24 protein-coding genes are annotated in these 26,829 nt (G+C 75.2%); 15 read left to right on the top strand and 9 right to left on the bottom strand.

Annotation, left to right across the window (positions count from 1 at the left end):
• The first annotated feature begins 9 nt into the window (after positions 1-9).
• Complete coding sequence (locus ACFV4N_RS17490; RefSeq protein WP_499673568.1) at positions 10-642, top strand: hypothetical protein; 633 nt, start codon at positions 10-12, stop codon at positions 640-642.
• Positions 643-715: 73 nt separating this feature from the next.
• A complete protein-coding gene (locus ACFV4N_RS17485; RefSeq protein ID WP_499673567.1) occupies positions 716-1,657 on the top strand; it encodes a hypothetical protein in 942 nt (313 codons plus the stop codon).
• 49 nt (positions 1,658-1,706) lie between these two features.
• Here the strand turns inward: ACFV4N_RS17485 and ACFV4N_RS17480 are convergent, their stop codons facing one another.
• Complete coding sequence (locus ACFV4N_RS17480; RefSeq protein ID WP_499673566.1) at positions 1,707-2,558, bottom strand: ABC transporter permease; 852 nt, start codon at positions 2,556-2,558, stop codon at positions 1,707-1,709.
• The gene (locus tag ACFV4N_RS17475; protein WP_499673565.1) at positions 2,555-3,439 is read right to left on the bottom strand and encodes an ABC transporter ATP-binding protein; all 885 of its coding nucleotides are present in this window, start codon (positions 3,437-3,439) and stop codon (positions 2,555-2,557) included. Before ACFV4N_RS17475 ends, ACFV4N_RS17480 begins: the two co-directional genes overlap by 4 nt.
• 121 nt (positions 3,440-3,560) lie before the next feature.
• Between ACFV4N_RS17475 and ACFV4N_RS17470 the strand changes: the two genes are divergently transcribed.
• Both ACFV4N_RS17470 and ACFV4N_RS17465 read left to right on the top strand, forming a co-directional pair.
• Entirely contained in the window at positions 3,561-4,271 is a 711-nt protein-coding gene (locus tag ACFV4N_RS17470) for a MerR family transcriptional regulator (protein WP_499673564.1), read from the top strand.
• A gap of 37 nt (positions 4,272-4,308) precedes the next feature.
• Positions 4,309-5,625: a serine hydrolase domain-containing protein gene (locus ACFV4N_RS17465; RefSeq protein ID WP_499673563.1), complete on the top strand. Its 1,317-nt coding sequence runs from the start codon at positions 4,309-4,311 to the stop codon at positions 5,623-5,625.
• Between the two features lie 82 nt (positions 5,626-5,707).
• Here the strand turns inward: ACFV4N_RS17465 and ACFV4N_RS17460 are convergent, their stop codons facing one another.
• The 5 genes from ACFV4N_RS17460 to ACFV4N_RS17440 all read right to left on the bottom strand — a co-directional run bounded on the left by ACFV4N_RS17460 (position 5,708) and on the right by ACFV4N_RS17440 (position 12,977).
• Entirely contained in the window at positions 5,708-6,358 is a 651-nt protein-coding gene (locus ACFV4N_RS17460; protein WP_499673562.1) for a response regulator, read from the bottom strand.
• The gene (locus ACFV4N_RS17455) at positions 6,355-7,422 is read right to left on the bottom strand and encodes a sensor histidine kinase (RefSeq protein WP_499673561.1); all 1,068 of its coding nucleotides are present in this window, start codon (positions 7,420-7,422) and stop codon (positions 6,355-6,357) included. The genes ACFV4N_RS17460 and ACFV4N_RS17455 overlap by 4 nt, the downstream gene beginning before the upstream one ends.
• Positions 7,423-7,445: 23 nt before the next feature.
• The gene (locus tag ACFV4N_RS17450) at positions 7,446-8,936 is read right to left on the bottom strand and encodes a serine hydrolase domain-containing protein (RefSeq protein ID WP_499673560.1); all 1,491 of its coding nucleotides are present in this window, start codon (positions 8,934-8,936) and stop codon (positions 7,446-7,448) included.
• Positions 8,937-9,187: 251 nt separating this feature from the next.
• Positions 9,188-9,970: a class I SAM-dependent methyltransferase gene (locus tag ACFV4N_RS17445; protein WP_499673559.1), complete on the bottom strand. Its 783-nt coding sequence runs from the start codon at positions 9,968-9,970 to the stop codon at positions 9,188-9,190.
• Between the two features lie 10 nt (positions 9,971-9,980).
• Positions 9,981-12,977, bottom strand: a complete 2,997-nt coding sequence (locus ACFV4N_RS17440) for a GH92 family glycosyl hydrolase (RefSeq protein WP_499673558.1) — start codon at positions 12,975-12,977, stop codon at positions 9,981-9,983.
• 139 nt (positions 12,978-13,116) lie between these two features.
• On the opposite strand from ACFV4N_RS17440, the gene ACFV4N_RS17435 reads away from it, so the two are divergent.
• The 9 genes from ACFV4N_RS17435 to ACFV4N_RS17395 all read left to right on the top strand — a co-directional run bounded on the left by ACFV4N_RS17435 (position 13,117) and on the right by ACFV4N_RS17395 (position 22,156).
• Positions 13,117-14,178 carry a sensor histidine kinase gene (locus ACFV4N_RS17435; RefSeq protein ID WP_499673557.1) on the top strand — a complete coding sequence of 354 codons (1,062 nt, stop codon included), beginning with the start codon at positions 13,117-13,119 and terminating at the stop codon, positions 14,176-14,178.
• Positions 14,163-15,278 carry a hypothetical protein gene (locus ACFV4N_RS17430; RefSeq protein ID WP_499673556.1) on the top strand — a complete coding sequence of 372 codons (1,116 nt, stop codon included), beginning with the start codon at positions 14,163-14,165 and terminating at the stop codon, positions 15,276-15,278. The genes ACFV4N_RS17435 and ACFV4N_RS17430 overlap by 16 nt, the downstream gene beginning before the upstream one ends.
• Positions 15,263-15,913 carry a response regulator gene (locus ACFV4N_RS17425; RefSeq protein ID WP_499673555.1) on the top strand — a complete coding sequence of 217 codons (651 nt, stop codon included), beginning with the start codon at positions 15,263-15,265 and terminating at the stop codon, positions 15,911-15,913. Before ACFV4N_RS17430 ends, ACFV4N_RS17425 begins: the two co-directional genes overlap by 16 nt.
• Before the next feature lie 85 nt (positions 15,914-15,998).
• On the top strand, positions 15,999-16,637 hold the full coding sequence (locus ACFV4N_RS17420; protein ID WP_499673554.1) for a hypothetical protein: 639 nt from the start codon (positions 15,999-16,001) through the stop codon (positions 16,635-16,637).
• Between the two features lie 189 nt (positions 16,638-16,826).
• A complete protein-coding gene (locus ACFV4N_RS17415; protein WP_499673553.1) occupies positions 16,827-18,122 on the top strand; it encodes a glycoside hydrolase family 6 protein in 1,296 nt (431 codons plus the stop codon).
• Positions 18,123-18,160: 38 nt separating this feature from the next.
• Entirely contained in the window at positions 18,161-18,649 is a 489-nt protein-coding gene (locus ACFV4N_RS17410) for a MarR family winged helix-turn-helix transcriptional regulator (protein ID WP_499673552.1), read from the top strand.
• A 73-nt stretch (positions 18,650-18,722) separates the two neighbouring features.
• On the top strand, positions 18,723-20,138 hold the full coding sequence (locus tag ACFV4N_RS17405) for an MFS transporter (RefSeq protein ID WP_499673551.1): 1,416 nt from the start codon (positions 18,723-18,725) through the stop codon (positions 20,136-20,138).
• Between the two features lie 116 nt (positions 20,139-20,254).
• Positions 20,255-21,454 (top strand): MFS transporter, encoded by a 1,200-nt coding sequence (locus ACFV4N_RS17400; RefSeq protein ID WP_499673550.1) that lies wholly within the window; start codon positions 20,255-20,257, stop codon positions 21,452-21,454.
• Between the two features lie 105 nt (positions 21,455-21,559).
• Complete coding sequence (locus ACFV4N_RS17395) at positions 21,560-22,156, top strand: hypothetical protein (protein WP_499673549.1); 597 nt, start codon at positions 21,560-21,562, stop codon at positions 22,154-22,156.
• Here the strand turns inward: ACFV4N_RS17395 and ACFV4N_RS17390 are convergent.
• Positions 22,047-22,733 (bottom strand): response regulator, encoded by a 687-nt coding sequence (locus ACFV4N_RS17390; protein WP_499673548.1) that lies wholly within the window; start codon positions 22,731-22,733, stop codon positions 22,047-22,049. The genes ACFV4N_RS17395 and ACFV4N_RS17390 overlap by 110 nt on opposite strands.
• Complete coding sequence (locus ACFV4N_RS17385) at positions 22,730-23,821, bottom strand: sensor histidine kinase (RefSeq protein ID WP_499673547.1); 1,092 nt, start codon at positions 23,819-23,821, stop codon at positions 22,730-22,732. The genes ACFV4N_RS17390 and ACFV4N_RS17385 overlap by 4 nt, the downstream gene beginning before the upstream one ends.
• Before the next feature lie 134 nt (positions 23,822-23,955).
• Here ACFV4N_RS17385 and ACFV4N_RS17380 point away from each other — a divergent pair, with 134 nt between their 5' ends.
• Both ACFV4N_RS17380 and ACFV4N_RS17375 read left to right on the top strand, forming a co-directional pair.
• Positions 23,956-25,140 carry a serine hydrolase domain-containing protein gene (locus ACFV4N_RS17380; RefSeq protein WP_499673546.1) on the top strand — a complete coding sequence of 395 codons (1,185 nt, stop codon included), beginning with the start codon at positions 23,956-23,958 and terminating at the stop codon, positions 25,138-25,140.
• A gap of 124 nt (positions 25,141-25,264) precedes the next feature.
• A partial coding sequence (locus ACFV4N_RS17375) for a choice-of-anchor I domain-containing protein (protein WP_499673545.1) occupies positions 25,265-26,829 on the top strand: 1,565 nt, incomplete at its 3' end.

The following is a 26,829-nucleotide window of genomic DNA, read 5'->3' as shown; positions in this document are numbered from 1 at the left end:
GCTACCGGGATGGCTGGAACGAAGATCGGTCTGGACGAGGCGGTGGAGCTGACCCGCACCGGTGACGTGTGGTTGTTCCGCGGCAGCTCGGCCGCCGACCGCGCGATCCGGGTGACGACCAACAGCCCGGTCAACCACGTGGGCATGACCGTGGCGGTCGAGGACCTGCCGCCGCTGATGTGGCACGCCGAGATGGGCCGTTCGCTGCCCGACGTGTGGACCGGCACCCACCACCGCGGCGTGCAGTTGCACGACCTGCGCGAAGCGGTGCTGGTGTGGGCGCGCAGGTACGGGCAGCGGGCGTGGCTGCGCCAGCTCGACGCGCCCACGACCGCGGAGCAGGACGACGCCGTGCTGAAGACCGTCGCCCGGCTCAACGGCACGCCGTTCCCCTCCACGGCGCGGCTGGCCACGCGGTGGCTGCGCGGTCGCCTGCCGAACCTGCGGCGGAAGGTCGACTCGACCCTGGAGACGGCGTACTGCGCCGAGGTGGTGGCCGTGACCTACGAGGCGATGGGCCTGCTGCCGGCCGGGCGGCGGGCGAACTGGTACGACCCGGGGCGGTTCTGGAGCGGTGACGAGCTGGAACTGCTGGGCGGGGCGCGGCTGGGCGAGGAGATCGCGGTGGAGATCCCGGGCTGACCGGTGCCCGGTCCGCGGGGCCGATGCGCGAAAACCGGGGTGCGGGACCGGCCGCCGCCCTAACATCCGACCGGTGAGCTGGCGTTGGGGTGTGGCGTTGGTGGCTGTCCTGCTGGCGGGGTGCGCGGCGGAGGCGGACGTGCTCGACGAGCCGGCGCCGACCGGCCTGCTGGGCGCGCTGGCGGGGGTGCGGGCCGCCGACGGCGCCGCGGAGTACGTCGAGTACGGCGACGTGGCGGCCGTGCGGGCGCTCGCGGACCGGGACCCGGAGCGCTTCCGGGACCTGGTGGGCTACGGGTACTCCCACGTCGCCGCGGCGGGCGACCGGCTGGCCGACGTGGTCGGCTTCGACCCGTCGCGGGCCACGACGGCGCTGCGCGTGGGCCAGGTGGCGTGGGCCGCGGTGCTGCGGGCCGAGGTCGACGTGGCCGCGGTCGAGGCGAAGCTCGCCGACCTCGGCGGGCGGCGCGGCGGCGCGGGCGACTGGACCACCGCCGACGACGGCGGGATCTCGCCCGGCAGCCCGTTGGCGCGGGCGGGCGTGGTGACCGGGTTCCAGCGGGTGCGCGTGGAGGCGGGCTCGGTGGCCCACGCCACCACCGGGGAGGCGCTGGGGTGGGTCACCGAGCCCGGCGACCGGACGCTGGCCGGGGACCCGATGGTCGGCGAGCTGGCCCGCTGCCTGGGCGACGTGGCGGTGGCGCTGATCACCAAGCCGAAGACCGGCCTGCCGGTGGCGGTGGGCGTGCGGGCGACGCCCGACGGCGACGCGACCGAGGTGGTGTGCGTGCCCGACGAGAACCCGAAGGCGCTCGCCGGGCGCGTCCAGGACCACCTGGAGACCGGTTCGGCGGCCGGCGGGCCGTGGCCGGCCGTGCTGCCCGGCGCGCGGGCCGAGCAGCCCGCCGACCAGACCGGTGTGGTGCGGGTCCTCGTGCCCGCCGGGCCGGGGACGCGGGCCGGTCGGGCGCTCCACGCCTGGCAGCGCGGCGACCTGTCGGGGTTGTTCGGCTAGTGCCGGGGGTGGGCCGCGGCGGGAGTTCGTCGCGACAGGTGTGCGTCGCTCAGGCCGACCGCCGGGCGGCCCGTGCCCGCCGGGCCTCCACCGAGGAGCCTGACTCCCGCCGGGCCATCCGGCGCAGCACCACGGGTGCGAGGGCGAACCCCACGACCGCCCACGCGCCCAGCGCGACCACCGTCTCCGGGTGCCGCCACGAACCGCCGACCTCGGCGGCGGCCAGCGCGTCCGGGAGCAGCGCCGACCTCAGCCCCAGCCCCAGCCAGTAGACCGGGAACGCCTGGCCCACCCACTGCAACCACCCGGGCAGCGCGGTGATCGGGTAGAACACGCCCGACACCGCCACCAGGGCCATGACCAGCAGGGTGACCAGGCCCAGCGACTGCGTGCCGCCGAACACCGCGCCCAGCGCCGCGCCGAGCGGCAGCGTGGCCGCCAGCCCCAGCGCCGACACCCAGACCAGGGCCACCCACGTCCACACCCGGCCGGGCTCCAGGCCGTCGAACAGCAGCACCGCCGGCACCAGCACGATCACCAGCGTCGCGCCCGTCAGCGCCGCCCGGCCCAGGACCTTGCCGACGACGTGGGCGAGCACCCCGTTCGGGGTGGCCCTGGCCCGCAGCAGCGAGCCGTCCTCGCGGTCCACCACCAGCGCCATGGCCAGCGCCAGGAAGCCGGTGAACACGACGTTCACCCCGAGGATGCCCGGCACCGCCCGCGCGCCCAGCGGGAAGTCCGCGCCGGGCACGGGGTTGTCGCCGAACGCGTACATCACCACCAGCGCGACCACCGGCAGCCACATCCAGCCGATCAGCTCGCCGGCGTTGGTCATGGTCTGGGTGAACTCGATCCGCCCCCGCCGCACGCCCGCGCGCACGGCCACCGCGCGGGCGTTCACGCGCTCACCCGCTCGGACTCGCGCACCAGGGCCAGGTACACGTCCTCCAGGCTCGCCCGGCGCACCTCCAGGTCGTCGACCGCCCGGCCGTGCTCGGCGAACAGCTCGCGCACGTAGTCGGTGGAGCCGGCCACGGACAGCACGTGCTCCCGGCCGTGCAGCCGGTAGCGCACCTCGGCCGCGCCCGCGATGCGCGCGGCCAGCTCGGCGGCGGTGCCGTCGGCGACCACCCGGCCCGCCACCAGCACCGCGATCCGGTCGGCCAGCTTCTCCGCCTCGGCGAGGTCGTGCGTGGTCAGCAGGATCGCGGTGCCCGGGAGCCGCCCCAGCAGCTCGTGGAACCCGCGGCGCGCCTCCGGGTCGAACCCGACCGTCGGCTCGTCCAGGAACAGCAGGTCGGGCCTGCCCACCAGGCCGACCGCCACGTCCAGGCGACGCCGCTGGCCGCCCGACAGGGCGCCGACCCGGCTGCGCGCGTGGTCGGTCAGGCCGACGAGCGCCAGCAGCTCGTCCGCGTCGAGCACGTCCGGGCGGTAGGGCTCGTAGAGGACCGCGAGGTAGGACAGCAGCTCCCGCACCCGCCACCGGCCGTGGTCGCGCCAGGACTGGAGCACCACGCCCAGCCGCGCCCGCCACGCCTCGTCACCGCGCTCCGGGTCGACGCCCAGCACGCGCACCTCCCCCGCCGACCGCTTCCGGAAGCCCTCCAGGACCTCGATCGTCGTCGTCTTGCCCGCCCCGTTCGGGCCGAGCAGCGCCACCACCTCCCCCTCGGCGACCGTCAGGTCGATCCCGTCCACCACGTCTCGCGACCCGTAGCGCACGCGCAGGCCGCGCACCTCCACGACAGGCCGTTCCGCCTGGTCACCAGCACTTGTCATGGCTTCAACCGTATCGTTGAACTATCGTGTTGAGACTTTGTTCGGAAGCTGACGAGGTCTGCCTGGATCGTTGGGGGCAGAACCCTCAAACCGACGGTGAAGGAGGCCGCTCCTGCGCACGGTGGACCTCGCCCGCGCGGCGGGCATCTCGACCCAGCAGGTCCGCAACCACCTCGACGCGGGCGTGCTGCCCCCGGCCGAGCGCTCGCCCGCGGGCTACCGGCTGTTCGACCGGCGGCACCGGGAGGCGCTGCTGGCCTACCGGCTGCTCGGCCGCGGGTACGGCTGGGCCGCGGCCAAGAGCATCATGCGCGCCGTGCACGACGGTGACGAGGTGTCGGCGCTGGTGGCGGTCGACGCGGCGCACGCGGCGGCGCACGAGCGGCGCGAGGCGCTCAAGGCGACCGCCGAGGCGCTGGCGGCCGTGGCCGGGCGGCCACCGGACACCGTGCCCCGGTCCGGTCTGCGCGTGGGCGAGCTGGCCGCGAGGCTCGGCGTCCGGCCGTCGGCGTTGCGCGTGTGGGAGGCGGCGGGCCTGCTCGTCCCGGACCGCACCACCGACGGGCACCGCGTCTACGGCCCGGCGGACGTGCGCGACGCGCGGCTCGTGGCGATGCTGCGCCAGGCCCGCTACCCGCTGCCGCGCATCAAGCCGATCATGGACGAGTTCCGCGCGGCGGGCGGCACCGAGGCGCTGCGGGCCGCCATCGCCGACCGGGAGGCGCAGTTGGCCGCGCACGCGCCGGTCATGCTCGCGGCGGCGGCGGCGCTCCACCGCTACCTCACGGGGCGGGGCGGGGAGGAGGTGTCAGGGGTGGTGTCAGCGCGGTGACCGGCCGGTGTCAGGGCGGCCGGTGATCGTGATCGCCATGACCAGATCGACGGAGGCGGCCTCGGAGCCGCACGAGGTGTTGCAGGACGAGACCGTGCTCATCGGTGCCCGCCGGGAGGTTCCGGGGACGACGGAGGTCTCCGGGAGTGCGGCGGGTGCCGGGAGCGGTGGGGGCCGGGTGCCGCGGGCCTTCCGGCGTGCGGGGGCGACGGCGTTGGCGGTCGCGCTGCTGGTCGGGGCGGGCGTGCCCGGGGTGGCCGCCGCCGGTCCGGGTCGTCCGGAGCTGCGGGAGGCCGCGCAGGCGTTCATCGACGCCGGTTTCGCCGGGGTGCAGGTGCGCGTGCACGACCGGCGGGGCGACTGGGTCGGCAGCGCCGGGGTGCGCGAGCTGGGCAGGACCGCCCCGCCGCCGGTGGACGGGCGGTTCCGGGTCGGCAGCGTCACCAAGACCTTCACCTCGACCGTGGTGCTGCAACTGGTGGCCGAAGGCCGGATCGGGTTGGACGACCCGGTGGCCGACCGCCTGCCCGGGTTCGGCCTGGACCGGCGGATCACCACCCGGATGCTGTTGAACCACACCAGCGGGCTGTTCAACCACACCGGCGAGTACTACCCGGACGGGACGGTCGTGCCGGGGATCCCCGCGGTGGGCGCGGACTGGGTGGACAACCGGTTCCGCACCTACCGGCCGGAGGAACTGGTGCGGTTCTCGCTGGCCAGGCCGGCGAGGTTCGAGCCGGGGGCGGGGTGGAGCTACGCCAACACCAACTACGCGGTGGCCGGGCTGCTGGTCGAGGCGGTCACCGGCCGCTCGTACGCCGAGGAGGTGGGGCGGCGGATCCTGCGGCCGCTCGGGCTGAGGGGCACCGTGGTGCCGGGCGCCTGGTCGGGCCTGCCCGACCCGCACTCCCGCGGCTACTACCGCTACCAGGACGCCGGCCGGTGGGAGACGGTCGACGTCACCCGGCAGAACCCCTCCCTGCTGTTCGCCGCCGGTGACATGATCTCGACCACCGCGGACCTCCGGACGTTCTTCTCCGCGCTGAACCGCGGCACGCTCCTGCCGGCCCCGCTGCTGGCCGAGATGCGCACGCCGCACCCGCGGAGCGGCGACCTCCGCTACGGCCTGGGGGTGTTCGTGCAGGACCTGGGCTGCGGCGTCACGGTCCTCCACCACAACGGCAGCGCCCCGGGCGGCTACGGGGCGATGATGTACAGCACCCCGGACGGCGGCAGGACCCTGACCGCCTCGGTGACCACCGGTGACGCCGCGATGGACCCCGCGGTGGAGTTCCCCGGGGTGCTGGCCGGTCTGGTCGACGCGGCGTTCTGCGGTGGTCGGGGCGCGAGCTGAGCCCGAGGCGGGCGTGGCCGAGGCGAGCCGGGTGAGGCGGGGTGGGCGGCGGAAGTCGTCGCCGGGTGGGTCGGGGAGGTCGTCACCTGGTGAGACCGGCGTCGTGGGCGAGGATCGCCGCCTGCGTCCGGTTCTCCACCTCCAGCGCTTGGAGGATCGCGCTCACGTGCGCCTTGACCGTGCCCTCCGACAGGGTGAGGCGGCGGGCGATGGACTGGTTCGACAGGCCCTCCCCCAGCAGCGCCAGCACGTCCCGCTCCCTGGCGGTCAGCGCGTCGATGCGCGATCGGGCGCCGTCCGGGCGGGACAGGCGGTCGCCGCGCAGTTCGGCCACCAGCCGCTGGGCGATCCTCGGTGACAGGTAGGCGGCGCCCTCCGCCACCGCCCGCACCCCGATGATCAGCTCGCGCGGGTCGGCGGCCTTGAGCAGGAAGCCGTTCGCCCCGTCGCCCAAGGCCCGGACCACGAACTCGTCCTCGTCGAACGTCGTCAGCACCGCCACCGCGACGCCCGGCACGGCTCGGCGCAGCTCGGGGAGGGTGGCGAGGCCGTCCAGGCGCGGCATGCGGATGTCGAGCAGCACGACGTCCGGGCGGTGGCGGCGGGCCAGGTCGACGGCCTCGTGCCCGTCGCCCGCCTCGGCCACGACCTCGATGCCCGGGTCGGTGCCCAGGATGGCGCGCACGCCGGCGCGGACCACCGCCTCGTCGTCCACCAGCAGGACCCGGATCACCGGTCACGCTCCACATCGGACTCGGCGGTGAGGTCGGCGATCGGCAGGCGGGCGGTCACGGTGAACCGGCCCGCCTCCGCGCCGGAGCGCACCGCGCCGCCCAACAACCTCACCCGCTCGGACAACTCCGCCAAACCGCTCCCGTTCCCCACCGACGCGGTTCCGCTCCCCACCGACGCGGTTCCGGCTCCCGCCAACGCGGTTTCGGTTCCCGCCGACACGGCTCCGGTTCCCACCAGCCCACTTCCGCTTCCCACCGGGTTCTCCACGGTCACCACCACCTCCGCCGCGTGGCGCGTGGTCCGCACGTCCACCGGCGCCCCGGGCGCGTGGCGGGCCGCGTTGGTCAGCGCCTCCCTGACCACCCGGTGGACCGCCCGGTCCACGAGCGCGGGCAGCGGGCCCGGCGAGCCGGTGAGGGTGACCTGGAGTCCTGCGCGCCGGGCGCGCGACACCAGCTCCTCCACGTCCTCGTCCGGTGGTTCCACCGGGGCCGTGCCCTCGCGCAGCACGCCGATCGCCTGGCGGAGCCGGTCGGTGGCGATCACCGCCGACTTGCGCAGTTCCGCCGCCGCCTCGCGGTCGCGCCCGGTGCCGGCGGTCAGTTCGAGAGCACCGGCCCGCAGGGCGATCAGCGCCAGCTCGTGGCCCAGCGAGTCGTGCACGTCCGCGGCGATGCGACCGCGTTCCCGCAGCCTCGCCCGCTCGGCCACCCACTCCCGCTCGCGCTCCAGCCGGTCGATCCGCTGCCGCCCCGCCTCGACCAGCGCGGCCTGCTGCGCCCGGAACAGGCCGGCCAGCCAGGGCAGCACCCCGAACAGGCCCAGGCACGCCAGGGCGCCGAAGCCCTCCCAGAACCGCACCGCGGCGATCACCGCGCCGATCGAGGCGACGGCCGCGAGCACCACTCCCCCGTGCCGCACCGGCAGGTGCCGCCCGTGGAGGTAGGCGAGGACCGCCAGCACCACGAACAGCAGTTGCCGCCACACCGGCAGCGCGTCCGTCGCCAGCCCGTTGACCAGGCACGCGGTCGCGAGCACCGCCAGCGCCACGCCGTTCCTCATCCGACCTCCCACCCCGGAGTCTCTCAGGCCGGCCGAGCCGACGGTCGCCCTGCCGGGCCCGTCCACTTCGCCGGACCCGTCCACCTCGCCGGACCCGTCCACCGGGACGAGCGCAGCCGCACCGCGCGGGCCGCCACGACCAGCACGCCGGCCGCGGCCGCGACGACCGCGGTCACCGTCAGGGGCAGCGGGAAGTAGGTCAGCTGCGCCCACGTGACGGCCCGGCCCCCGATCAGGACCGACAGCAGGTCCGGGAAGGCGGCGAGGACGACCGCGGGCAGCAGCGCCGGGACGCACCGCACCGCCGCCCGCCACGTGGGCGTGCCCGCGCGACGCCGCGCCCACGTCCCGGCGCGGCGCACGCCCAGCACGCCGAGCGCGACCGCGCCCAGTGCGATCAGGCCCAGCACCAGCTCGAACACCTGCCGCCCGCCGCCGACCTCGCCCGGTTCCCGCCCCCGGCTGATCGCGACGAGCCCTGCCAGGACGGCGTAGGTGTCGTCCTGGAGGGCGGCGCTGTTGGCCAGCACCGCGAACCCGTAACCGGTGTCCGGGTCGATCGCCTGCACGGCCGTGTAGGTGAACAGGTTCCCGGAGTGCACGAACACGTCCAGCTCCTCGTCCGGCGCCCAGCCCATGGCGTAGTCGGCCACCGGGGACGAGGTGCGCAGGGTGCGCAGCCCGTCCTCCGACACAAGCCGCACCCCGTCACCGGTCTGGGAGGTGAGCCACCGGCCCATGTCGGCGGCGGTGGTGAGCACGCCTCCCGAGCCGCTGGAGTCGCGGAAGCCCGGCAGCTCGGCGCGCGGCAGCCACGCCCCGAACAGCGAGACGTAGCCGTCGGCCGGGCGCACCTCGGCCTCGGTCACCCCGCTGTGCTCCATGCCGAGCGGGCCGAACACCGCCGACCTCAGGTAGTCGGCGAAGCCCTGACCGCTCGCCACCTCCACCAGCCGCGCGGCGACCTCGTAGTTGGCGTTGCAGTACCGGTAGCGCGTGCCGGGGTCGGCCGCCAGCGACTCACCCGCCAGCCCGGCCACGTACTCCGCGAGCGACGACGAGCCGGACAGGGACTCGACGTCGATCGTGGTGTCGGAGAAACCGGACGTCTGGTTGAGCAGGTGTCGCACGGTCACCCGCTCGTACCGCGGGTCGGCCATGGTGAACCCGGGGAGCCGGCGCGCCACGGGCTCGTCCAACGCGATCCGGCCGGCCTCGACCAGGGTCATCACCGCGAGGGCGGTGAACGACTTGCTGACCGACGCCACCCGCATCGGGGTGTCGGCGGTGACCGGGTTGCCCTCCGAGTCGTGCCCGTAGCCGGCGGCGTGCACGACCTCGCGGCCCCGCGTCACCACCGCGGACAGGCCCGGCAGTCCGGTGTCGCGCAGCGCCTTGGCCAGGTAGGCGTCGGCGCGGCCGGTGTCGAAGGCGGTCGGTTCGGCGTGTGCGGCCGGCGGCGGGACCAGGGCCAGCACGAGTCCCGCCGTCAGGACGAGGAGGAGTGATCTCACGGGGAAAACCTAGGAAGCGGCTCCTTTCGGGACATTGGGCGATCGGCCGGGACGATCCCTGACGAAAGTCGTAGATCGTGCGCCCCCACCCGGGCGCGCACCGCCGCGGCCCTGCGCTGGGTGGAAAGGACTGACTGTGGTGGAGCAGGTGGTCCGGGTGGTCCGAGTGGTGCGGGTGGTCTGCGCAGCCGGGTGGCCGGGTCAACCGGTGGTCGGGTCAGCCCGGTGGTCGGGTCAGCCCGGTGGTCGGGTCAGTCGGGGGTGCCCGGTTTGGTGTACCGGTGGAACTGCGCGCCCGCGATGATCCGCGTGCCGCCGGTCGGGTGGTCTTCGCGCAGGGAGCAGAGGACCCGGGTGCGGAACTCCTCGCGGTCCGCCGGGGGCAGGGCGTCGTACAGCCACCGGTTGCCGTGGGACATCAGCCAGGACCAGTGGGCTTCCGGGCCTTCGACCGGGAACGCGACCTCCGTGTTCCACCTCCCTTCTTCGCGCAGGCCGGCGCGTTCGGCGCACTCCGGCAGGCTTCCGGTCGACCCACCGCCGGGACGTGGCGGCAGGCGTTGGGTGAACTCGTCCACGACCTGTCCGTAGGACGCCCACCAACCGCCGTCCGTGCTGGGGCCCGGGGTGGAGAACACCAGGTCGCCGCCCGGTTCCAGCACTCGCGCGATCTCGGCGAACGCCCTGTCCGGCGCCGGCAGGACGTGCAGCACGAAGCCGCTGAGCACCAGGTCGAACGACGCGTCCGGCAGGTCCAGCGCCATCGCGTCCAGCAGCCTGGCGTCCACGCCGGGCACGGTGTCCCGCAGGGCGGCGAGCATGCCCCGGGACGTGTCGCCCGCCACCACCGAGGCACCGGCCCGCACGGCGGGTGCGGTCACCGCGCCGCGCCCGGCTCCCAGGTCCAGGACCCGGGCGCCCGGCCGGACGCCCGCCCACTCCACCAGGCGTTCGCCGAACGTGGTGAAGAACGGCACGGCGCGGTCGTAGTCGGCCGCCACCCGGTCGAAGAGGTCACCGTTCAGTTCGGTCACGCCGAGGACGTTAAGGCGCGGCCGTGCTGAGCGCGAACAACTTCGCGTTGGCGTTCGCGGACAGCACCACCGAGGTGGCCACGCGCGCCGGGTCCAGCGGCACGGTCAGCCGCCAGATCCGCGCGGTGCGCCCGTCCGCCGTGCCGTCCGTGCGGTAGCGGGTCGTCGCGGTCACGGCGGCCCGTTCGCCGTGGCGCGCCGCCGGTGCGGCCCAGTCCGTGATCGACAGCTCGGTCGTGGTGGTGGCGCCGTCCGCGTAGGAGGTGGTGAGGGTGAGGCCCTGGTCGCCGTTGACGGCCGTCGCCAGGACCTCCAGGGCGCGGTGGCGGCCCGGGGTGAGGTGCAGGCGCTGACCCCGGGCGGTGAGGAAGTTCCGGGCCGTGCCGGTCGTGCCCGGCACGGTGAACGCGACGCCGTCCACCGGGCGCGTGCCGGGTGCGGGGAGCTGCTCGGCGGGGAAGCTCCAGCCCTTGCCGTCGAGATCGCCCTGTTGCCTGGCGTCCGCGGTCGCCACACCGTCCACATCGTACTGACCTCCCAGGTCCTGTGCGCACCACGGCCCGGAGACCGTGCACGCGGCCGGCAGGTTCGGCACCGGCTCTGCTGCCGGCAGCACGTGGTCGACGGGCAAACTCGTTGTGCCCCAGGAGGTGTTCGGCGTGTCGCTCACGTCCACGACCAGTTCTCCGCCACGTGCCACGAACCTCTCGGACAACCATGACGCGGGGTGCGGCCGGTGGTCAACCTCAACGGCCCGGACGTACACGTTCGTGGGAGAAGCGTTGGGGGACTTGATGGTTATGCTCGGCGCGCCGGACCTGTTGAGGCGGGCGAAGGGGAAACTCGGGCTGGAGACGAGGAGTTCCGCCCGGCTCGGCGTCTGGGGGTACACGCCCAGCGCCGCGAACACGTACCACGCCGACATGGTGCCCAGGTCGTCGTTGCCCGGCAGCCCGGCGGGCCCGGTCCGGTACACCAGCGACGCCATGGCGCGCACGGTCTCCTGCGTCTTCCACGGCTGCCCCAACCCGTTGTAGAGCCACGGGGTGTGGATACCCGGCTCGTTGGTCGGGTCGTAGCGCAGCGGGTCGCCGCCGGTGGCCCACGAGCCGTCGGGCTTGCGGAAGAACGCGTCCAGCCGCCGCACCGCCCGCTCTCGACCGCCCATCGCCGCGGCGAGTCCGGACACGTCGTGCGGCACCATCCACGTGTAGGTCGCGCTGGTGCCCTGCGCGAAACCGAGGTCGGACGACGGGCTGAACGGCCACGTCCACGTGCCGTCCGAGTTCCGCGCCTGCTGGTACCCGGTGTCGCCCGCGGCGGGGTTGAACGTGTTGCGCCACCAGCCCGCCCGCGGCAGCAGGGCGTCGCGCACGTCGGTCCGCCCGAGCCGCCCGGCCCAGTCGGCCAGCGCGAAGTCCGCCGCGGCGTCCTCCAGCGTCTCGGCCGCGCCGCCCCAGCAGTGGCAGGTGTCCTGGGGCGCATAGCCCAGGCGCAGGTACTCGGCCAGGTTCGGGCGCTGCCCCTCGCACTGGCCGGGGCACCCCTCGTCGGACAGGCCGTCCGGGTGCGGCACGGTGGCCTGGCGGACCAGCGACTCGAACGCGCCGCGCACGTCGAAGTCCCGCGCCCCCATGGCGTGCATGCCCGCGAGGGCGGGCGCGGACGGGTCGCCGGTCATCACGTGCGTGGGCCCGTTGACGTGCACCCACCGGTCCCACACGCCGCCGTTCTGGCGGGCCAGGTTGAGCAGCGACTGGGCGTAGTCCGAGGCGACGCGGGGTTCGAGCAGGGCCAGCAGCTGGGTGTGGGCGCGGTACTGGTCCCAGCCGGAGAAGTTGCCGTACTGGGCGCGCTGGCCGCGTTCCAGGCGGTGCACCCGCCGATCGCTGCCGAGGTAGGTGCCGTCGACGTCGCTGGCCACGTTGGGTTGCAGGAACGCGTGGTAGAGCGCGGTGTAGAAGGTGGTGCGCAGCTCGTCCGTGCCGCCCGCGATCTCCACGGCGCGCAGTTGGCGCGCCCACTCGCGGCGCGCGTCGGCGGCGACCGAGTCGACGGTCTCGCGCGGGCCGATCTCGCGGTCGAGGTTGCGCCGGGCGGCTTCCGCGCTGGTGTAGGAGATGCCGACGCGCACCCGCACGTCCGCGTCCGAGGAGGTGTCGAACGTGACGTAGCCGCCGGAGCCGCGCCCCTGCCGCGCCGCGCCGGTCTCGTAGCCCTCGCCACCGGAGGCCGTCGTCGTGCCGGGCCGCAGGTCGCCGTCCACCCAGGTGCCGGTGCCGGAGAAGGCGCGGTCGAAGGAGGCCGTGAAGTACAGGCGGTAGTAGGACTTCTTGTTGTTCGCGCCGCCGTTGGCGCGCCGGCCGCAGAACGCGCCGGTGAGCACGGAGCCGGACACGGTCCGCCGGTCGGGGTCGATGGCGACCTCGGCGTCCTCGCTGCCGTTGAGGGAGTTCGAGACGCGGAACAGCAGGGCGGCGGGCCGGTCGCGGGGGAAGGTGAAGTCGCCGACGCCCGCGCGCGTGGTCACGCTCAGGTCGGCCGTGGCGCCCGAGGCGAGGCCGACGCGGTAGCGGCCGGGCGTGGCGGTCTCGTCCTCGTGCCGGAAGTCGGCGGCGTAGACCTCGTCGCGCACGTCCGCCGTCGGCGAGCCGGCGACCTCGCCGACGAACGGCATGATCGGCACGTCGCCGGCCGCGCCGGGGTGGCACCCCGCGCCGTTGACGTGGGTGAGGCTGAAGCCGCGCACGCGGGTGGCGTCGTGGGCGTAGCCGTTGGCGGCGCCGGTGTTGGTCTGGTCACCGCGCGTGCTCGTGGGGCTCCACGAGATCATCCCGAACGGCCGGACCGCGCCGGGGTAGGTGTTGCCGCCGTTCGCCGAACCGATGAGGGGGTCGACGTACCGGACGGCGTCGCGCACCGCCCCCGTCCCCGGGTCGGCCGCCGCGGGCGTCACCGCGCCCGCCAGGAGGACGACCGCCACGCCCGCTGTGATCAGAGCCCGCATGCCCAGAGGTCTACCCAACCGGGCCCCGCGGCCGGAAGGCGTGGGCGGGGTTCCTGTCCGGTTGTCATGGGAGCGCTCCCCGGTGTTCGCCGGCACGCCACCCGCGGGTCACCGGAGGGGTTCGGGTTAGGGTCGCGGTGTGCCGGGCCGGGGTGAGGCGGAGTTCCTGGCCGCCGTCGCGCGGTCGGCCGGACCCGTCCGCGGGATCGGCATCGTCCTGCTCAGCGCCTTCGGCGTGCTGTCGGCGCCGGGTCACGCCCTGCCGGCCGTGCTGGGCGTGTTCGCCCTCGTGCTGGTCGGCGCGGTGGCCGACTTCGGGCCGCGCGGCCCCGCGCTGGTGCTCGCGGTCGTCCGGGTGGCGGCCGTGTGCGCGGCCCAGGCCCACCTCGGCGGCACCCCGCAGTGGCCGCTCAACGTGCTCACCACCACCGCCATCACGATCCAGTGGGAGTGGTCGCCCAAGGTCTCCGCGCCCGTCACGGCCGGGCTGCTGGCGGTGCACGCCGCGGTGGTCGGCTGGGACGGCTCGGCGGTGCTGCGGGTGCTGGTGGAGTGCGCGCTCGCGCGGTTGGCGTTCCGGCTGCTGCTCGGCGCGACGCGGCAGGTGGACTCGCTGCGGGCCCGCCGGGCCGCGCTGGAGCGGGCCGAGGCGGTGGCCCTGGAGCGGCACCGGCGCGACCGCGAGTACCTGGCGCTGCTGCACGACACCGCGTCGGCCACGTTCCTGGTGGTGGCCGTCAACGGGCGGGACGCCGACCCCGCCGAGGTCGCGGGCTACGCGCGCCGCGACCTGGAGCTGCTGACCGCGCCCGGCGCGGCGGTCGGCGGCGACGTGGACGTGGGCGCGGCCCTGCGGTCCGTGGTGGAGCACAGCCCGCTGGAGGTCGAGGCCCGCTGGGACGAGGTGCTGGTGCCCGTGCCGGTGGCGCTGGCGCTGGTCCGGGCGACGCGCGAGGCGCTGCTGAACGTCCGGCGGCACGCCGGCACCGGGCGGGCCCGGGTCGTCGTCGCGGCCCGCGGGAGCGGTGTGGAGGTGGTGGTGTCCGACGAGGGCCGCGGGTTCGACGCGGCGGCGGTGTCGGACCACCGGCGCGGGGTGCGCCACTCGATCGTCGGGCGGGTCACGGCGGTCGGCGGGTACGCCGAGGTCACCTCCGGGCCGGGCGGCACGACGGTGCGGGCGGGGTGGCCGCGACCGTGACCGACCACTCGCGGCTGGTGCTGCTGGCCGTCGCGGCCGTGATCCAACCCGGGCTCGGGCTCGCGCCGCTGCTCCACCACGACCACCACGCGGCGGCGTGGGCGGCCTACGTGCTGTTCGCCCTGGTCACGCTGGGGTGCGCGGTGTGGGTGGCACGTCGCGAGCCGCTGCCGGGGCCGGTGGTGGCCGGCGGGGTGGTCGCGGTGTTCGCGGCGTCGGCGACCGCCACGTGGGCGCTGCCGCCGGACGGCCACTTCGGACCGGCGCACTGGTCGTTCGGGCTGGTGGGGTGGCAGCTGCTGCTGTTGCTGGCGGACCGGGTCGGCGCGCTGCTGGTCGCGCTGTCCGCGCACGTCGTGGTGAGCGTGGTCCAGTGGGTGCAGGCCGGGGCGCCCGACCGGCTGGAGGTCGGCGGCGCCGGGGTGGTGCTGCTGGGCGTGACCAGCTTCCAGGTGGGCACGCTGGTGATCCTGCGGGTGCTGGCCCGCGCCGGGCGCCAGGCCGCCCGGATGGCCGCCGAGCAGGAGCGCGCCACCACCCGCGCCGCCGTGGCCGAGCAGTGGGAGCAGGACCTGCGCGCCCGGTTCGCGGGGCGGCTCGGCACCACGCTGCCGCTTCTCGCGGACCTGGCCGACGGCGTGCTGGACCCCCGTGACGAGGAGACCCGGCTGCGGTGCGCGCTCGCGGCCACGCAGCTGCGCAGGCTGTTCGCCGAGCACGACGACGTGCCCGACCCGCTGGTGCACGAGGTCGCGGCGTGCGCGCACGTGGCGGAGCAGCGCGGGGTGGTGGTGTCGCTGGCGGTCAGCGGCACGTCGGTGCCGGTGCCGGCCGGGGTGCGGCGCGCGTTGACCGCGCCGGTGGAGCTGGCGCTGGCGGCCGCGCGGGCACGGGCCCGGGTCAGCTTGCTGCGGACCGGCGACGAGGTCCGGGTGGCCGTGATCTCCGACGCCGTGATCTCCGACACCGCGCTCCCCGGCGCGGTGCTCGCCGACGCCGCAACCCCCGATCCCGGGGGAACCGCGCCGGGGGCGGTGGAGGTCGAAACCGGCACGTACGGTGGGCAGACGCGGATGGAGGTCCGATGGCGGGCGAGCTGAGCGCGGTGGTGGTGGACGACCATCCGGCGGTGCGCGCGGGCGTCGCCTACTGGCTGTCCACCGGCACACCCCCGATCCGGGTCGTGGCGAGCGGCGAGGACGTGCGGGCGGCGTGGCTGGGCGAGGGCGCGGGCGCCGACGTGGTGATCCTCGACCTGCACCTGGGCGGTCCCACCCCCGTCCTCGGCGACCTGCGCCGGCTGGTGGAGGCCGGGCGGCGGGTCGTCGTCTACTCGATGCGCGCGGACGACGACATCGCGTTGCAGTGCCTGGAGCTGGGCGCGCTGTGCTACCTGACCAAGGCGGAGGGCGCCGAGCACCTGGTGCGGGCGGCGCGGGCGGCGGCGGAGGGCCGGGCGTACACGCCGCCGTCGCTGGCCGGCGCGCTGGCGGGCGACCGGTCCGACCACCGGCCCGCGCTGTCGGCGCGCGAGGTCGAGGTGCTGGTCGAGTGGTTCCAGTCGGAGTCCAAGGACTTCGTGGCGCAGCGCCTGGGCATCTCCCTGAGCACCGTCAACTCGCACCTGGAGCGCATCCGGATCAAGTACGCGCTGATCGGTCGGGAGGCCCCGACCAAGGCCGCGCTGGTGGCGCGGGCCATCCAGGACGGCCTGATCGGCGTCGACGACCTCTGACCGGTTGTGGTGCGAACGACCGACAGCGCCGGTGCGCCACCCGGGTTAGCGTCGCCACCACCCCAGCTCAGCCAGGAGACCCGTCTTGACGCACGCCCGCACCGCCCCGCTCCTCGCCGCCTGCGCGGCCGCCCTGCTCCTGTCGGCCTGCGGCAGCGAGACGGACGGCACCGCGTCGCCCGCGCCCACCTCGGACACCGGCACGACCACCACCTCGGCCGAGGAGACCACCGGGACCACCACGCCGTCCGCGCCCGCGACCGAGGCCGACGGCGACGTGACCGCGCCCGGCTCGGAGCTGGCGGTCGGCGAGCGCGCGGTGGTGCCGTTCAAGTACGGCACGTCCAAGACCGGCACGATCGCCCTCACCGTCACCGCGATCGAGCAGGGCGACAACGCCGACCTGGCGAAGTTCGGCGACAAGGCCAAGGGCATCACGCCGTTCTACATCCGGGTGACCGTGGAGAACGTCGGTGGCACCGACCTGTCCTACAGCTCGCTCAGCCTGCGCGGCCTCGGCGAGGACGGCCGCGGCACCGGGGTGATCATCACCGGCGACACCGACGAGTGCGAGTCGGAGACCGCGGCCCGCGACTTCACCACGGCCGGCGCCAAGTACGAGACGTGCGTCCTGCAGGCCGCCCGCGAGGGTTCGAAGATCGTCGCGGCGAGCTTCACCGACGGTGACGACTACAAGGACGACCCGGTGGTCTGGAAGGGCTGAGCCCTCCCCCGACCGGCGCCGTCCACGCCGACCGGCACCGTCCGCGCCGCCCGCCCGCGAGCAACGGCCGGCCGCCGTTCGGCGCTGCACCGCCGCTCACGGCCGCTGTACCGTGAAAGTGCCGCCACCCGCACAACGCCGTGATCGGGGGTAAGCACCATGAGGTCTTTCACGCGCGCACGGTTACCCGTGGCACTGGCCGCGGTCCTGCTCGCGTTCGGGCTCGCCGGCACCGCGCACGCCACCGGGCGCGTGGACAACCCGTACGCCGGCGCCCGGGTCTACGTGAACCCGGAGTGGTCCGCGCGGGCCGCCGCCGAACCGGGCGGGGCCGCCGTCGCGGGTCAGCCCACCGCCGTGTGGCTGGACAGCATCGCCGCCGTGCGCGGCTCGAACGGCCGGATGGGCCTGCGCGACCACCTGGACGAGGCGCTGCGCCAGGGCGCGGACCTGGTCCAGGTCGTGCTCTACGACGCCCCGGGCCGGGACTGCGGCCGGCTCAGCAGCAACGGGGAACTGCCCTACGACCGGCTGCCGACCTACCGCGCCGAGTTCGTCGACCCGATCGCCGAGGTGCTGCGCGACCCGGCGTACGCGGGCCTGCGGGTGGTCGCGGTGGTCGAGCCGCACTCGCTGCCGTTCCTGGTCACGCACGTGCGGCCGCGCTCCCAGTGGACCATCACCTGCGAGCAGGTCAGGGCGACCGGCGCGTACCACGAGGCGATCGGGTACGCGTTGGCGCGGCTCGGCGCGATCGACAACGTCTACAACTACCTGGACGTCAGCCACCACGGCAACCTGGGCTGGGACGACAACCGCTCGGAGTTCGTCGAGGTGCTGGTGCGGGCGGCGGGCGCGGCGGGCAGCACGCTCGCGGACGTGCACGGGTTCGTGGCCAACACGGCGAACTACTCGGCGCTGGACGAGGTCTACCTGACCAGGACCGTCGTCGCGGGCCAGCCGATCCTCCAGTCGCGGTGGGTGGACTGGAACCCGTTCGTCGACGAGCTGTCCTACGTGGAGGTGCTGCGCCGCGAGCTGGTGGCGGCCGGGTTCGACCCGGGTGTCGGCGTGGTGGTCGACACCTCGCGCAACGGGTGGGGCGGGCCGAACCGCCCGACCAGGTCGAACGACGAGACCTACGACGTCAACACCTACGTGGACACCAGCCGGCTGGACCGCCGGCTGTGGATCAGCAACTGGTGCAACCAGGTCGGCGCGGGGCTGGGCGAGCGGCCCGTCGCGTCGCCCGCGCCCGGCGTGGACGCGTACGCGTGGGTGAAGCCGCCGGGCGAGTCCGACGGCGCGAGCGTCCCGCTGCCCTTCCCCGGCGAGAACCACAACCGGATGTGCGACCCGACCTACAACAGCTGGCCCGGCGCGTCGTACCGCCCGACCGGTGCGTGGCCGAACACGCCGCCCGCCGGGCAGTGGCACTCGGCGGGTTTCCGCGAGCTGCTGGCGAACGCGCACCCGCCGCTGTAGGCCGGGTCGGGTGTCCTCGGGGCGATTACGCTGGGGTCATGTCCGCCATGGCCCCAGCGCGCACCGAGTCCGACCTGTCGTTCCTGCTCGACCGCACCAGCCACGTGCTGCGCACGCGGGTGGCGGCGGCGCTGGCCGAGATCGGCCTGACCGCGCGGATGCACTGCGTGCTCGTGCACGCCCTGGAGGAGGAGCGCACGCAGATCCAGCTGGCCGAGATCGGCGACATGGACAAGACCACCATGGTCGTCACGGTCGACGCGCTGGAGGAGGCGGGCCTGGCCGGGCGCCGGCCGTCGAGCACCGACCGGCGGGCCCGGATCATCGCGGTCACGGAGAAGGGCGCCGAGATCGCCAAGCGCAGCCAGGAGATCGTCGACGGGGTGCACCGGGAGGCCCTGGGCGCGCTGCCCGAGGACGAGCGCGAGGTGTTCCTGCGGGCGTTGAACCGCCTGGTCACGGGCCACCTGGGCACCCCGGTCGCGGCGCCGTCGAACGCCCGGCGCGCCCGCGAGAGCACCAAGTAGAACCGAATCAGATTGTCTGCAAGAAAACTATCTACTAGTGTCTCTCCTGTTCCCGCCCGAACAGGAGAGCGCCATGACGTCCACCCTCGAAGCACCGCGCACCGGCCGCTGGTCGGCGCTCGCGGTGCTGTCCGCCGCCATGCTGATGACCGTCCTGGACGGCAGCATCGTCACCGTCGCGATGCCCGCCATCCAGCACGACCTGGGCTTCTCCCCGGCCGGGCTGAGCTGGACCGTCAACGCCTACCTCATCCCGTTCGGCGGGCTGCTGCTGCTCGCCGGCCGGCTCGGTGACCTGGTCGGCCGCAAGGCGCTGTTCCTCGCCGGGAACGCCGTGTTCACCGCCGCGTCGCTGCTCGCGGGCCTGGCCACCGGGCCGGGGGTGCTGGTCGCCGCCCGGTTCCTCCAGGGCGTGGGCAGCGCGCTGGCGTCCGCGGTCGTGCTCGGCATCCTGGTCACCCTGTTCACCGACCCCGCGGAACGGGCCAGGGCCATCGGCGTGTTCAGCTTCACCGGCGCGGCGGGCGCGTCCCTCGGGCAGGTGCTCGGCGGCGTGCTCACCGACGCGCTGAGCTGGCACTGGATCTTCTTCATCAACCTGCCGATCGGCGCGGCCACGATCGCCCTGGCGGTCCGGCTGCTGCCGGGCGGGCGCGGGCCCGGCCTGCGGGCGGGCGCCGACGTGCTCGGCGCGGCGCTCGTCACCGCCGGCCTGGTGCTGGGCATCTACACCGTGGTCAAGGTCGAGGAGCACGCGTGGCTCTCCGCGCACACCCTCGGGCTGGGGCTGGTGTCGGTCGCGCTGCTGGCCGGGTTCGTCGTGCGGCAGTCCCGGGCGGCGACGCCGCTGATGCCGCTGCGCGTGCTGCGCTCCCGGAACGTGGTGGGCGCCAACCTGGTGCAGGCGTTGGCGCTGTCGGCCATGTTCGCGTTCCAGGTGGTCGTCGCGCTGTTCATGCAGCGGGTGCTGGGGTACGGCGCGCTGGCCACCGGCCTGGCCATGCTGCCCGCGGCGGTCGCCATCGGCGGCGTGTCGCTGTTCGCCTCGGCCCGGCTGAGCCGCCGGTTCGGGGCGCGGGCCGTGCTGCTGACCGGGCTGCTCATGCTGCTCGCCGCGATGCTGGTGCTGCGGGCCGTGCCGGTCGACGCCGACTACGTCACCGACCTGCTGCCGGTGATGCTGCTGATCGCCGGCGGCGGGCTGGTGCTGCCCGCGCTGGCCTCGCTCGGCATGGCCGACGCCGCGCCGGGTGAAGAGGGCCTGGTGTCCGGGCTGTTCAACACCACCCAGCAGATCGGCATGGCGACGGGCGTGGCCGTGCTGTCCACGCTGGCCGCCGCCCGCACCGGGGAGGTCCGCGCCGGGGGCGCCGCCGAACCCGTCGCCCTGACCGCCGGCTACCAGGTGGCGTTCACCACCTCCGCCGGCCTGCTGGCCGCCGGGTTCCTGGTGGCGCTCCTGGTGCTGCGCAAGCGCGCGGCCGTGTGAGCAGGGGCACCCGGCCGCGGCGGGTCGTGGCCGGGCGCCGGTCGATAGGATCGTTTCAGTTGCTAATCAATCGTCCGGTCACCGTCGACCCGGGACAGGTGACAGGAGTTCTCCGCATGGCCACGACCGTCGAGCCCACCGCGGTCCGCCGGGGCAGGGCGGTGGGCGCGCTCGCCCTGGGCGGGTTCGCCATCGGCACCACCGAGTTCGCCACCATGGGCCTGCTGCCGCAGATGGCGGACACGTTCGACCTGTCCATCCCCGCCGCCGGCCACGCCATCAGCCTCTACGCGCTGGGCGTGGTCGTCGGCGCGCCGCTCATCGCCGGGCTGGCCGCGAAGCTGCCGCGCAAGGGGCTGCTGATCGCGCTGACGATCGCCCTGGCCGTCGGCAACGGCCTGTCCGCGGTGGCCCCCAACGGGACGCTGCTGATGGTGTCCCGGTTCGTGGCGGGGCTGCCGCACGGCGCGTACTTCGGCATCGCCGCGGTCGTGGCCGCCGCGCTGGTGCCGCCGGAGCGCCGGGGCACCGCCGTGGCCCGGATCATGGTCGGGCTGACCGTGGCCAACCTGGTCGGCGTGCCCGTCGTGACCGCCGCGGGCCAGCGGATCGGCTGGCGCGTCGCCTACCTGGCGGTGGCGGTGGTCGCGCTGGCGACCGCGGCGGCGCTGGCCCGGTGGCTGCCGTGGGTGCCCGCGGCCCGGGACGCGGGCGTGGCGGCCGAACTGCGCGCGTTCCGCCGGCCGCAGGTGTGGTTCGCGCTGGTCACCGGCACGGTCGGGTTCGGCGGCATGTTCGCGGTCTACTCCTACATCTCACCGCTGACCACCGAGGTGGGCGGGCTGCCCGCCGGCGCGGTGCCGTGGGTGCTGGCGGTGTTCGGGCTGGGCATGACGCTCGGCGCGACGTTCGGCGGGCGGTTCGTGGACCGGTCCGTGATGGGCGCGGTGTTCGGCGGGCTGGTCGCGGTGACGGTCGTGCTGGTCGGGTTCGGGCTCACCGCCTCGTCCCCGGCGCTCGCGATCACCTGGGTGTTCCTGCTCGGGTTCACCTCGCAGGTGCTGGCCTCGGCGTTGCAGGTGCGGCTGATGGACGCCTCCCCCGACGCGCCGTCGCTGGCCTCGTCGTCGAACCACTCGGCGCTGAACATGGCCAACGGCGCGGGGGCGTGGCTGGGCGGCGTCGCCATCGCCGCGGGCTGGGGCTACACCTCGACCGCGTGGGTGGGCGTGGTCCTGAGCCTGGCCGGGCTGGCGGTGGCGGGGCTGTCCGTGGCCGTCGAACGCCGGTCCGAACGCACGGTTCACCGGTCCTGAACGTGCGACTCGCCGGTCCTGAACGCACGACACGGTGGGGCTGGGCGTACGACTCGCGCGGGTGGGTAACCCGGTCGTGGGCGTGTCGTCGGGGCTGGGGGTGCCGTGGAGGGCGTGGCCGAGGGGCCGTCGTTCAAGCAGGCGGTGGTCGAGGGGGTGCCGACGGCCCCGCTGTTCGTCGGCTTCATGTTGGCCGGGTACGGGCAGGTGTGGTGGGCGCTGGGGGCGGCGCTGCTCAGCCTGGGGTTGGTGGTGGCGCAGTGGCGGTGGCGGTGGGGCGAGCCGTCGGTGGGGCCGGAGGTGCGGCGCGCGCTGTGGCGCGGTGAAGGGGTCGGGGACCCCCGGCTGGCCGGGCCGCTGCTGGAGGTCGCCGACGCGGCGTTGGCGCGGCCGTACAAGGTGTGGCCGTACCGGGTGGTGTTCGCGGTGCCCGCCGTGATCGGTGTCGGCGCGCTCGTGCTGGGGTTCCCCGAGGAGGGCCGGCGCAGCCTGTCCACGGGGGTGTTCGCGATCTCGGTGTCCGTGCTGTGGCAGTTCGTGCTGCTGCCGCTGGCCGGGCGGCAGCGGAAGAGGACGGCCCGGTCCGCCGAACTCACCCGCCGGGACGCTCGGGTGACATGGGCACCACCAGGCCGCTCTCGTAGGCCACCACGACCGCCTGCGCCCGGCTCGACAGGCCCAGCTTGCCCATCGCCCGCTTGACGTGCGTCTTCACCGTCGCCTCGCTGAGCACCAGGCGCTGGGCGATCTGCCCGTTGGTCAGGCCGTTGCCGACCAGGCGCAGGACCTCGGTCTCCCGCGCGGTCAGCGCGTCCAGCGCCGGCACGTCCACCGCCGCGGTCCGGTGGTGCCGCGCGTAGGTCTCGATCAGCTGGTGGGTGATGTGCGGCGCGATGAGGATGTCGCCCGCGGCGACGGTGCGCACCGCGGAGAGGATGCGCTCCGGCGGCGTGTCCTTGACCAGGAAACCGGCCGCGCCCTCGCCCAGCGCCGTGTAGACGTACTCGGGCAGGTCGAACGTGGTCAGCACGACCACGCGCGGCGGGTCCCCGCCCGCGGCGGCCAGGATGCGCCTGGTCGCGGAGATGCCGTCCAGCACCGGCATCCGGATGTCCATCAGGACCACGTCGGGCGCGGTCGACGCGGCCAGCGCCACCGCCCGCTCGCCGTCCTCGGCCTCGCCGACCACCTCGAAGCCCGGCGCGGCGGTGAACAGGGCGACCAGGCCGGCGCGGATCAGCGCCTGGTCGTCGGCCACGAGCACGCGGATCGCCGTCACACCGCACCCACCGGCAGCCGCAGCACCACGCCGAACCCGCCGCCCGGCCGCGGTCCCGCGGTGAGCACCCCGCCGTACAGCTCGGCGCGCTCCCTCATGCCCCGGATGCCGTGCGAGGTCGCGGGCACGTCCGCCGGGCCGCCCGCGCCGTCGTCGGCGACCTCCAGGGCGAAGGTCCGCTCGCCGTAGTCCAGGTCGATGCGCGCGGTCGCCGGGCCCGCGTGCTTGAGCACGTTGGTCAGCGACTCCTGCGCCACCCGGTACGCGCACAGGTCCGGCCCCGGCGGCAGGTCCCGGACCTCGCCGCGGACCGACACCTCCACCTCCAGGCCCGCGCCGCGCGCCCGCTCCACCAGGTCGCCCAGGGCGGCCAGGCCCGGCTGCGGCGCGCGGTCACCGCCGCGGTCGACCCGCAGCACGTCGAGCAGGCGGCGCAGCTCGGTCAACGCCTCGCGGCTGGTCTCCCCCACGGTCTCGATCGCCTGCCGCGCCGTGGCCAGGTCGGTGTCCAGCACGTACCGCGCCAGGCCCGCCTGGAGGGAGATCACCGACATGTGGTGCGCGACGACGTCGTGCAGCTCCCGGGCGATGCGCACCCGCTCGTCCGCCGCCGCCCGCGCCGCCCGCTCGGCCAGCCGCTCGGCGCGCTCCGCCCAGCGCCGCGTGCCCTCGCCCAGCGCCCACGCCCCCAGCACCACCAGCACCGACTGCCCGATCTCCGACCACCCGGTCGACGGGGCGAGCCGCACGTAGGTGAACACCACGACGAGCGTCGCCGCCGCGGCCGTCAGCGCGGCCACGTGCCGGGGGCGCAGCGTGGCCACGGTGAACACGCCGATCAGCGCGCCGATGCCCGCGTTCGGGTAGGTGCCGTGGCCGACCCCGCCGTAAGCCAGCAGCGCGCACAGGACGACCGCCGTGACCGTCACCGGCGCGAGCTGGCGCAGGGCCACCGGCGCCACGGTCAGCGCGGCGAACGCGTGGGCGACCGGTCCCCCGCCGTAGCTGTCGACGGTGATCGCGGTCAGGCCGGTCAGCACCGCCGCCAGCAGCAGGTCCAGCCGGATCGCTCGGAGTTCGGCGCGCACCGCGCCAACCTAGCCGCGCCGCGTGCGCTCCGTCGCCAGCCCGGGGGCTGATCCGGCGCTACCCCCTCGGGGGTAGGCGAAGATGCCGTCCCGGGGCGACGACCGCGGCCGGCCGCGTCCCTAGTTTCGACCGCATGAAGCGATTGACGGCGGTACTCGTGATCGCGGCGCTCGGCGCCGCCACGGCCGGCACGGCGCACGCGCACCCCGGCTCCCGGACCCTCCAGCGGCACGCGGACGCGCTGCTCGCCCAGGGCGCGCCCGGCGTGCTGGTCGAGGTGGACACCCCGCGCGGGGAGGTCCGGGCGCGCAGCGGCCACGGGGACGTGGCGCGGCGGACGCCGGTGCCCTGGAACGCGAAGTTCCGCATCGGCAGCTACACCAAGACCTTCGTGGCGGCGACGGTGCTCCAGCTCGTCGGCGAGGGGCGGATGTCCCTGGAGGACTCGGTGGACCGCTGGCTGCCCGGCGTGGTGGCGGGCAACGGCAACGACGGGTCGCAAATCACGGTCCGGCAGCTGCTCCAGCACACCAGCGGCCTGCGCAACTACACCGGCCTGATGCCCGAGCTGGCCCTGGAGGAGGCGTTCCTGCGCAACCGGTTCAAGACCGTGACCCCCGAGGAGGTCGTCGCGCTCGCGGTCGCCGGGCCGCCCGACTTCCGGCCCGGCCAGGGCTGGAGCTACTCCAACACCGGCTACGCGCTGGCGGGCATGATCATCGAGCGGGTCACCGGCCGCACCTGGCAGCAGGAGGTGCGCGACCGCCTCGTCCGGCCGCTCGGCCTGCGCGACACGTCCCTGCCCGGCACGTCGCCGTTCGTCCCGCACCCGCACGCCACCGGGTACCAGCGGTTCCCGGAGAAGGGGATGGACGCGGACCCGAACGACCCGAGGTACGGCGAGGCGGTCGACGTGACCACCTACAACCCGTCGTGGGGCGGCGCGGCCGGCGACATGATCAGCACCACCGACGACGCCAACCGGTTCCTGCGGGCGCTGATGGGCGGCCGGGTGCTGCGGCCGGACCTGCTCGCCGAGATGACGCGGACCGTGCCCGCGACGCGGTTCGACCCGGCGTGGCCCGGCGTGCGCTACGGCCTGGGGCTGATGTGGGCGCCGAACGCGTGCGGCGGCCACTGGTTCCACGGCGGCGACATCCACGGCTTCATGACCCGCAACGGCGTCACCACCGACGGGTCGCGCAGCGTGGTGGTGTCGATCAACACCGACTCGATGGTGCCCGAGCCGGGCGCGCCCGCCCAAGGCGGCGACCCGACCTCCGAGCTGGTCGAGCACGCGCTCTGCGACCTCCGGTGAGGGGTGGGGGCGGCGTTCGCCACCAAGGGGTCGCCGCCCCCACCGGTGCCCGCCACCCGGCGTTCACCCGCCGGTCGCCGGGGCGGTCCACGATGCGCCGACCCCGATCGAGGTTGGAGGCCCGGTGGTCCGTCCCACACGCGTCGCCGTGGTGTTGTTGACCTGCGCGACGGCCATGCCGCTCCTGACGTCGCCCGCGTCGGCGACCGCGCACCAGCGGTTCCAGCGCGTCGACACCATGCCCGTCCACGCCAACAGCTCCGCCGGGCAGCACACGGCCGCGGAGATCGCGGCGGCCACCGCCGACGGCCGGACCGTGGTGTACACCGACTCGCCCGCCCGGCGGATCGGGTTCGCCGGCCTCGACCGCGCCGGCGCGCTGCGGCCCACCGGCGTGCTCGACGTCCCGGGCGAACCGACCTCGGTGGACGTCCGCGGGCGACTGGCGCTCGTCGCGGTGAACACCTCGGCGTCCCGCGCCGAGCCGTCCGGCGCGCTGCTCGTCGTCGACGTCGACCGCCGCGCCGTGGTGGCCCGGCACGACCTCGGCGGGCAGCCCGACTCGATCGACGTCGCCCCGGACGGCCGGTACGCCGCCGTGGCGATCGAGAACGAGCGCGACGAGGACGTGGCCGAGGGCGCGCTCCCCCAGGCGCCGGCCGGTTTCCTGGCCGTGGTGGAGCTGGAGGGCGCGCCCTCGGCCTGGCGGACGCGGCGCGTGGAGCTGACCGGGCTGGCCGAGGTCGCGCCGGGCGACCCGGAGCCGGAGTACGTGAGCGTCAACGGCCGCGGCCAGGCCGCCGTGACGCTGCAGGAGAACAACCACGTGGCGATCGTGGACCTGCGCTCCGCGCGGGTGGTGGACCACTTCTCCGCGGGCACGGTGACCGTCCGGGGCGTCGACACCGCCGACGACGGCCGGATCGACCCGACGGGCACGATCACCGCGGCGCGCGAGCCGGACGCCGTGGCGTGGCTGGACGACCGCACGCTGGCCACCGCCGACGAGGGCGACTACCTGGGTGGGTCGCGGACCTGGACGGTGTTCGACGCGGCGTCGGGCCGCGTGGTGTTCTCGTCGGGCGACGAGCTGCAGCGGATCGCGATCCGGCAGGGCCAGTACCCGGACGGCCGGTCGGACAACAAGGGCGTGGAGCCCGAGGGCCTGGCCGTGGCCGCGTTCGGGCGCACCCGGTACGCGTTCGTCGGCATGGAGCGGGCCAACCTGGTCGCCGTCTACGACGTGACCGACCCGCGCCGGCCCCGGTTCACCCAGGCCCTGCCGACGGGCGTCGGCCCGGAGGGGCTGCTGCCGATCCCGGCCACCGGCACGCTGGTGGTGTCGGCCGAGGAGGACGCGGCGGACGACGGCGTGCGGTCCTCGCTCACCTCGTACCGGCTGACCGGGACGCCGCTGCCGGTGTCCCTGGCGGGCAACCGGGGCACGCCGTCGATCGTGTCGGACGGCATCGGGTTCGGCGCGCTGTCGGGCCTCTCGGGCATCCCCGGCAACCCCCGCGACGTGGTCGCGGTGACCGACTCGGCCTACGCGCCGACGCGCGTGCTGACCGTGGACACCCTGGCCGCGCCCGCGCGCGTGCACCGCGAGCTGACCCTCACCCGGGGCGGCGAGCCGGTCGGGTACGACGCGGAGGGCATCGCGGCCCGCCGCGGCGGCGGGTACTGGCT

Source organism: Actinosynnema sp. NPDC059797, from assembly GCF_042732085.1.
Classification (GTDB): domain Bacteria; phylum Actinomycetota; class Actinomycetes; order Mycobacteriales; family Pseudonocardiaceae; genus Actinosynnema.
The sequence above is the reverse complement of the archived record's forward strand: the minus strand, read 5'-3'. Positions and strand labels throughout refer to the sequence as shown.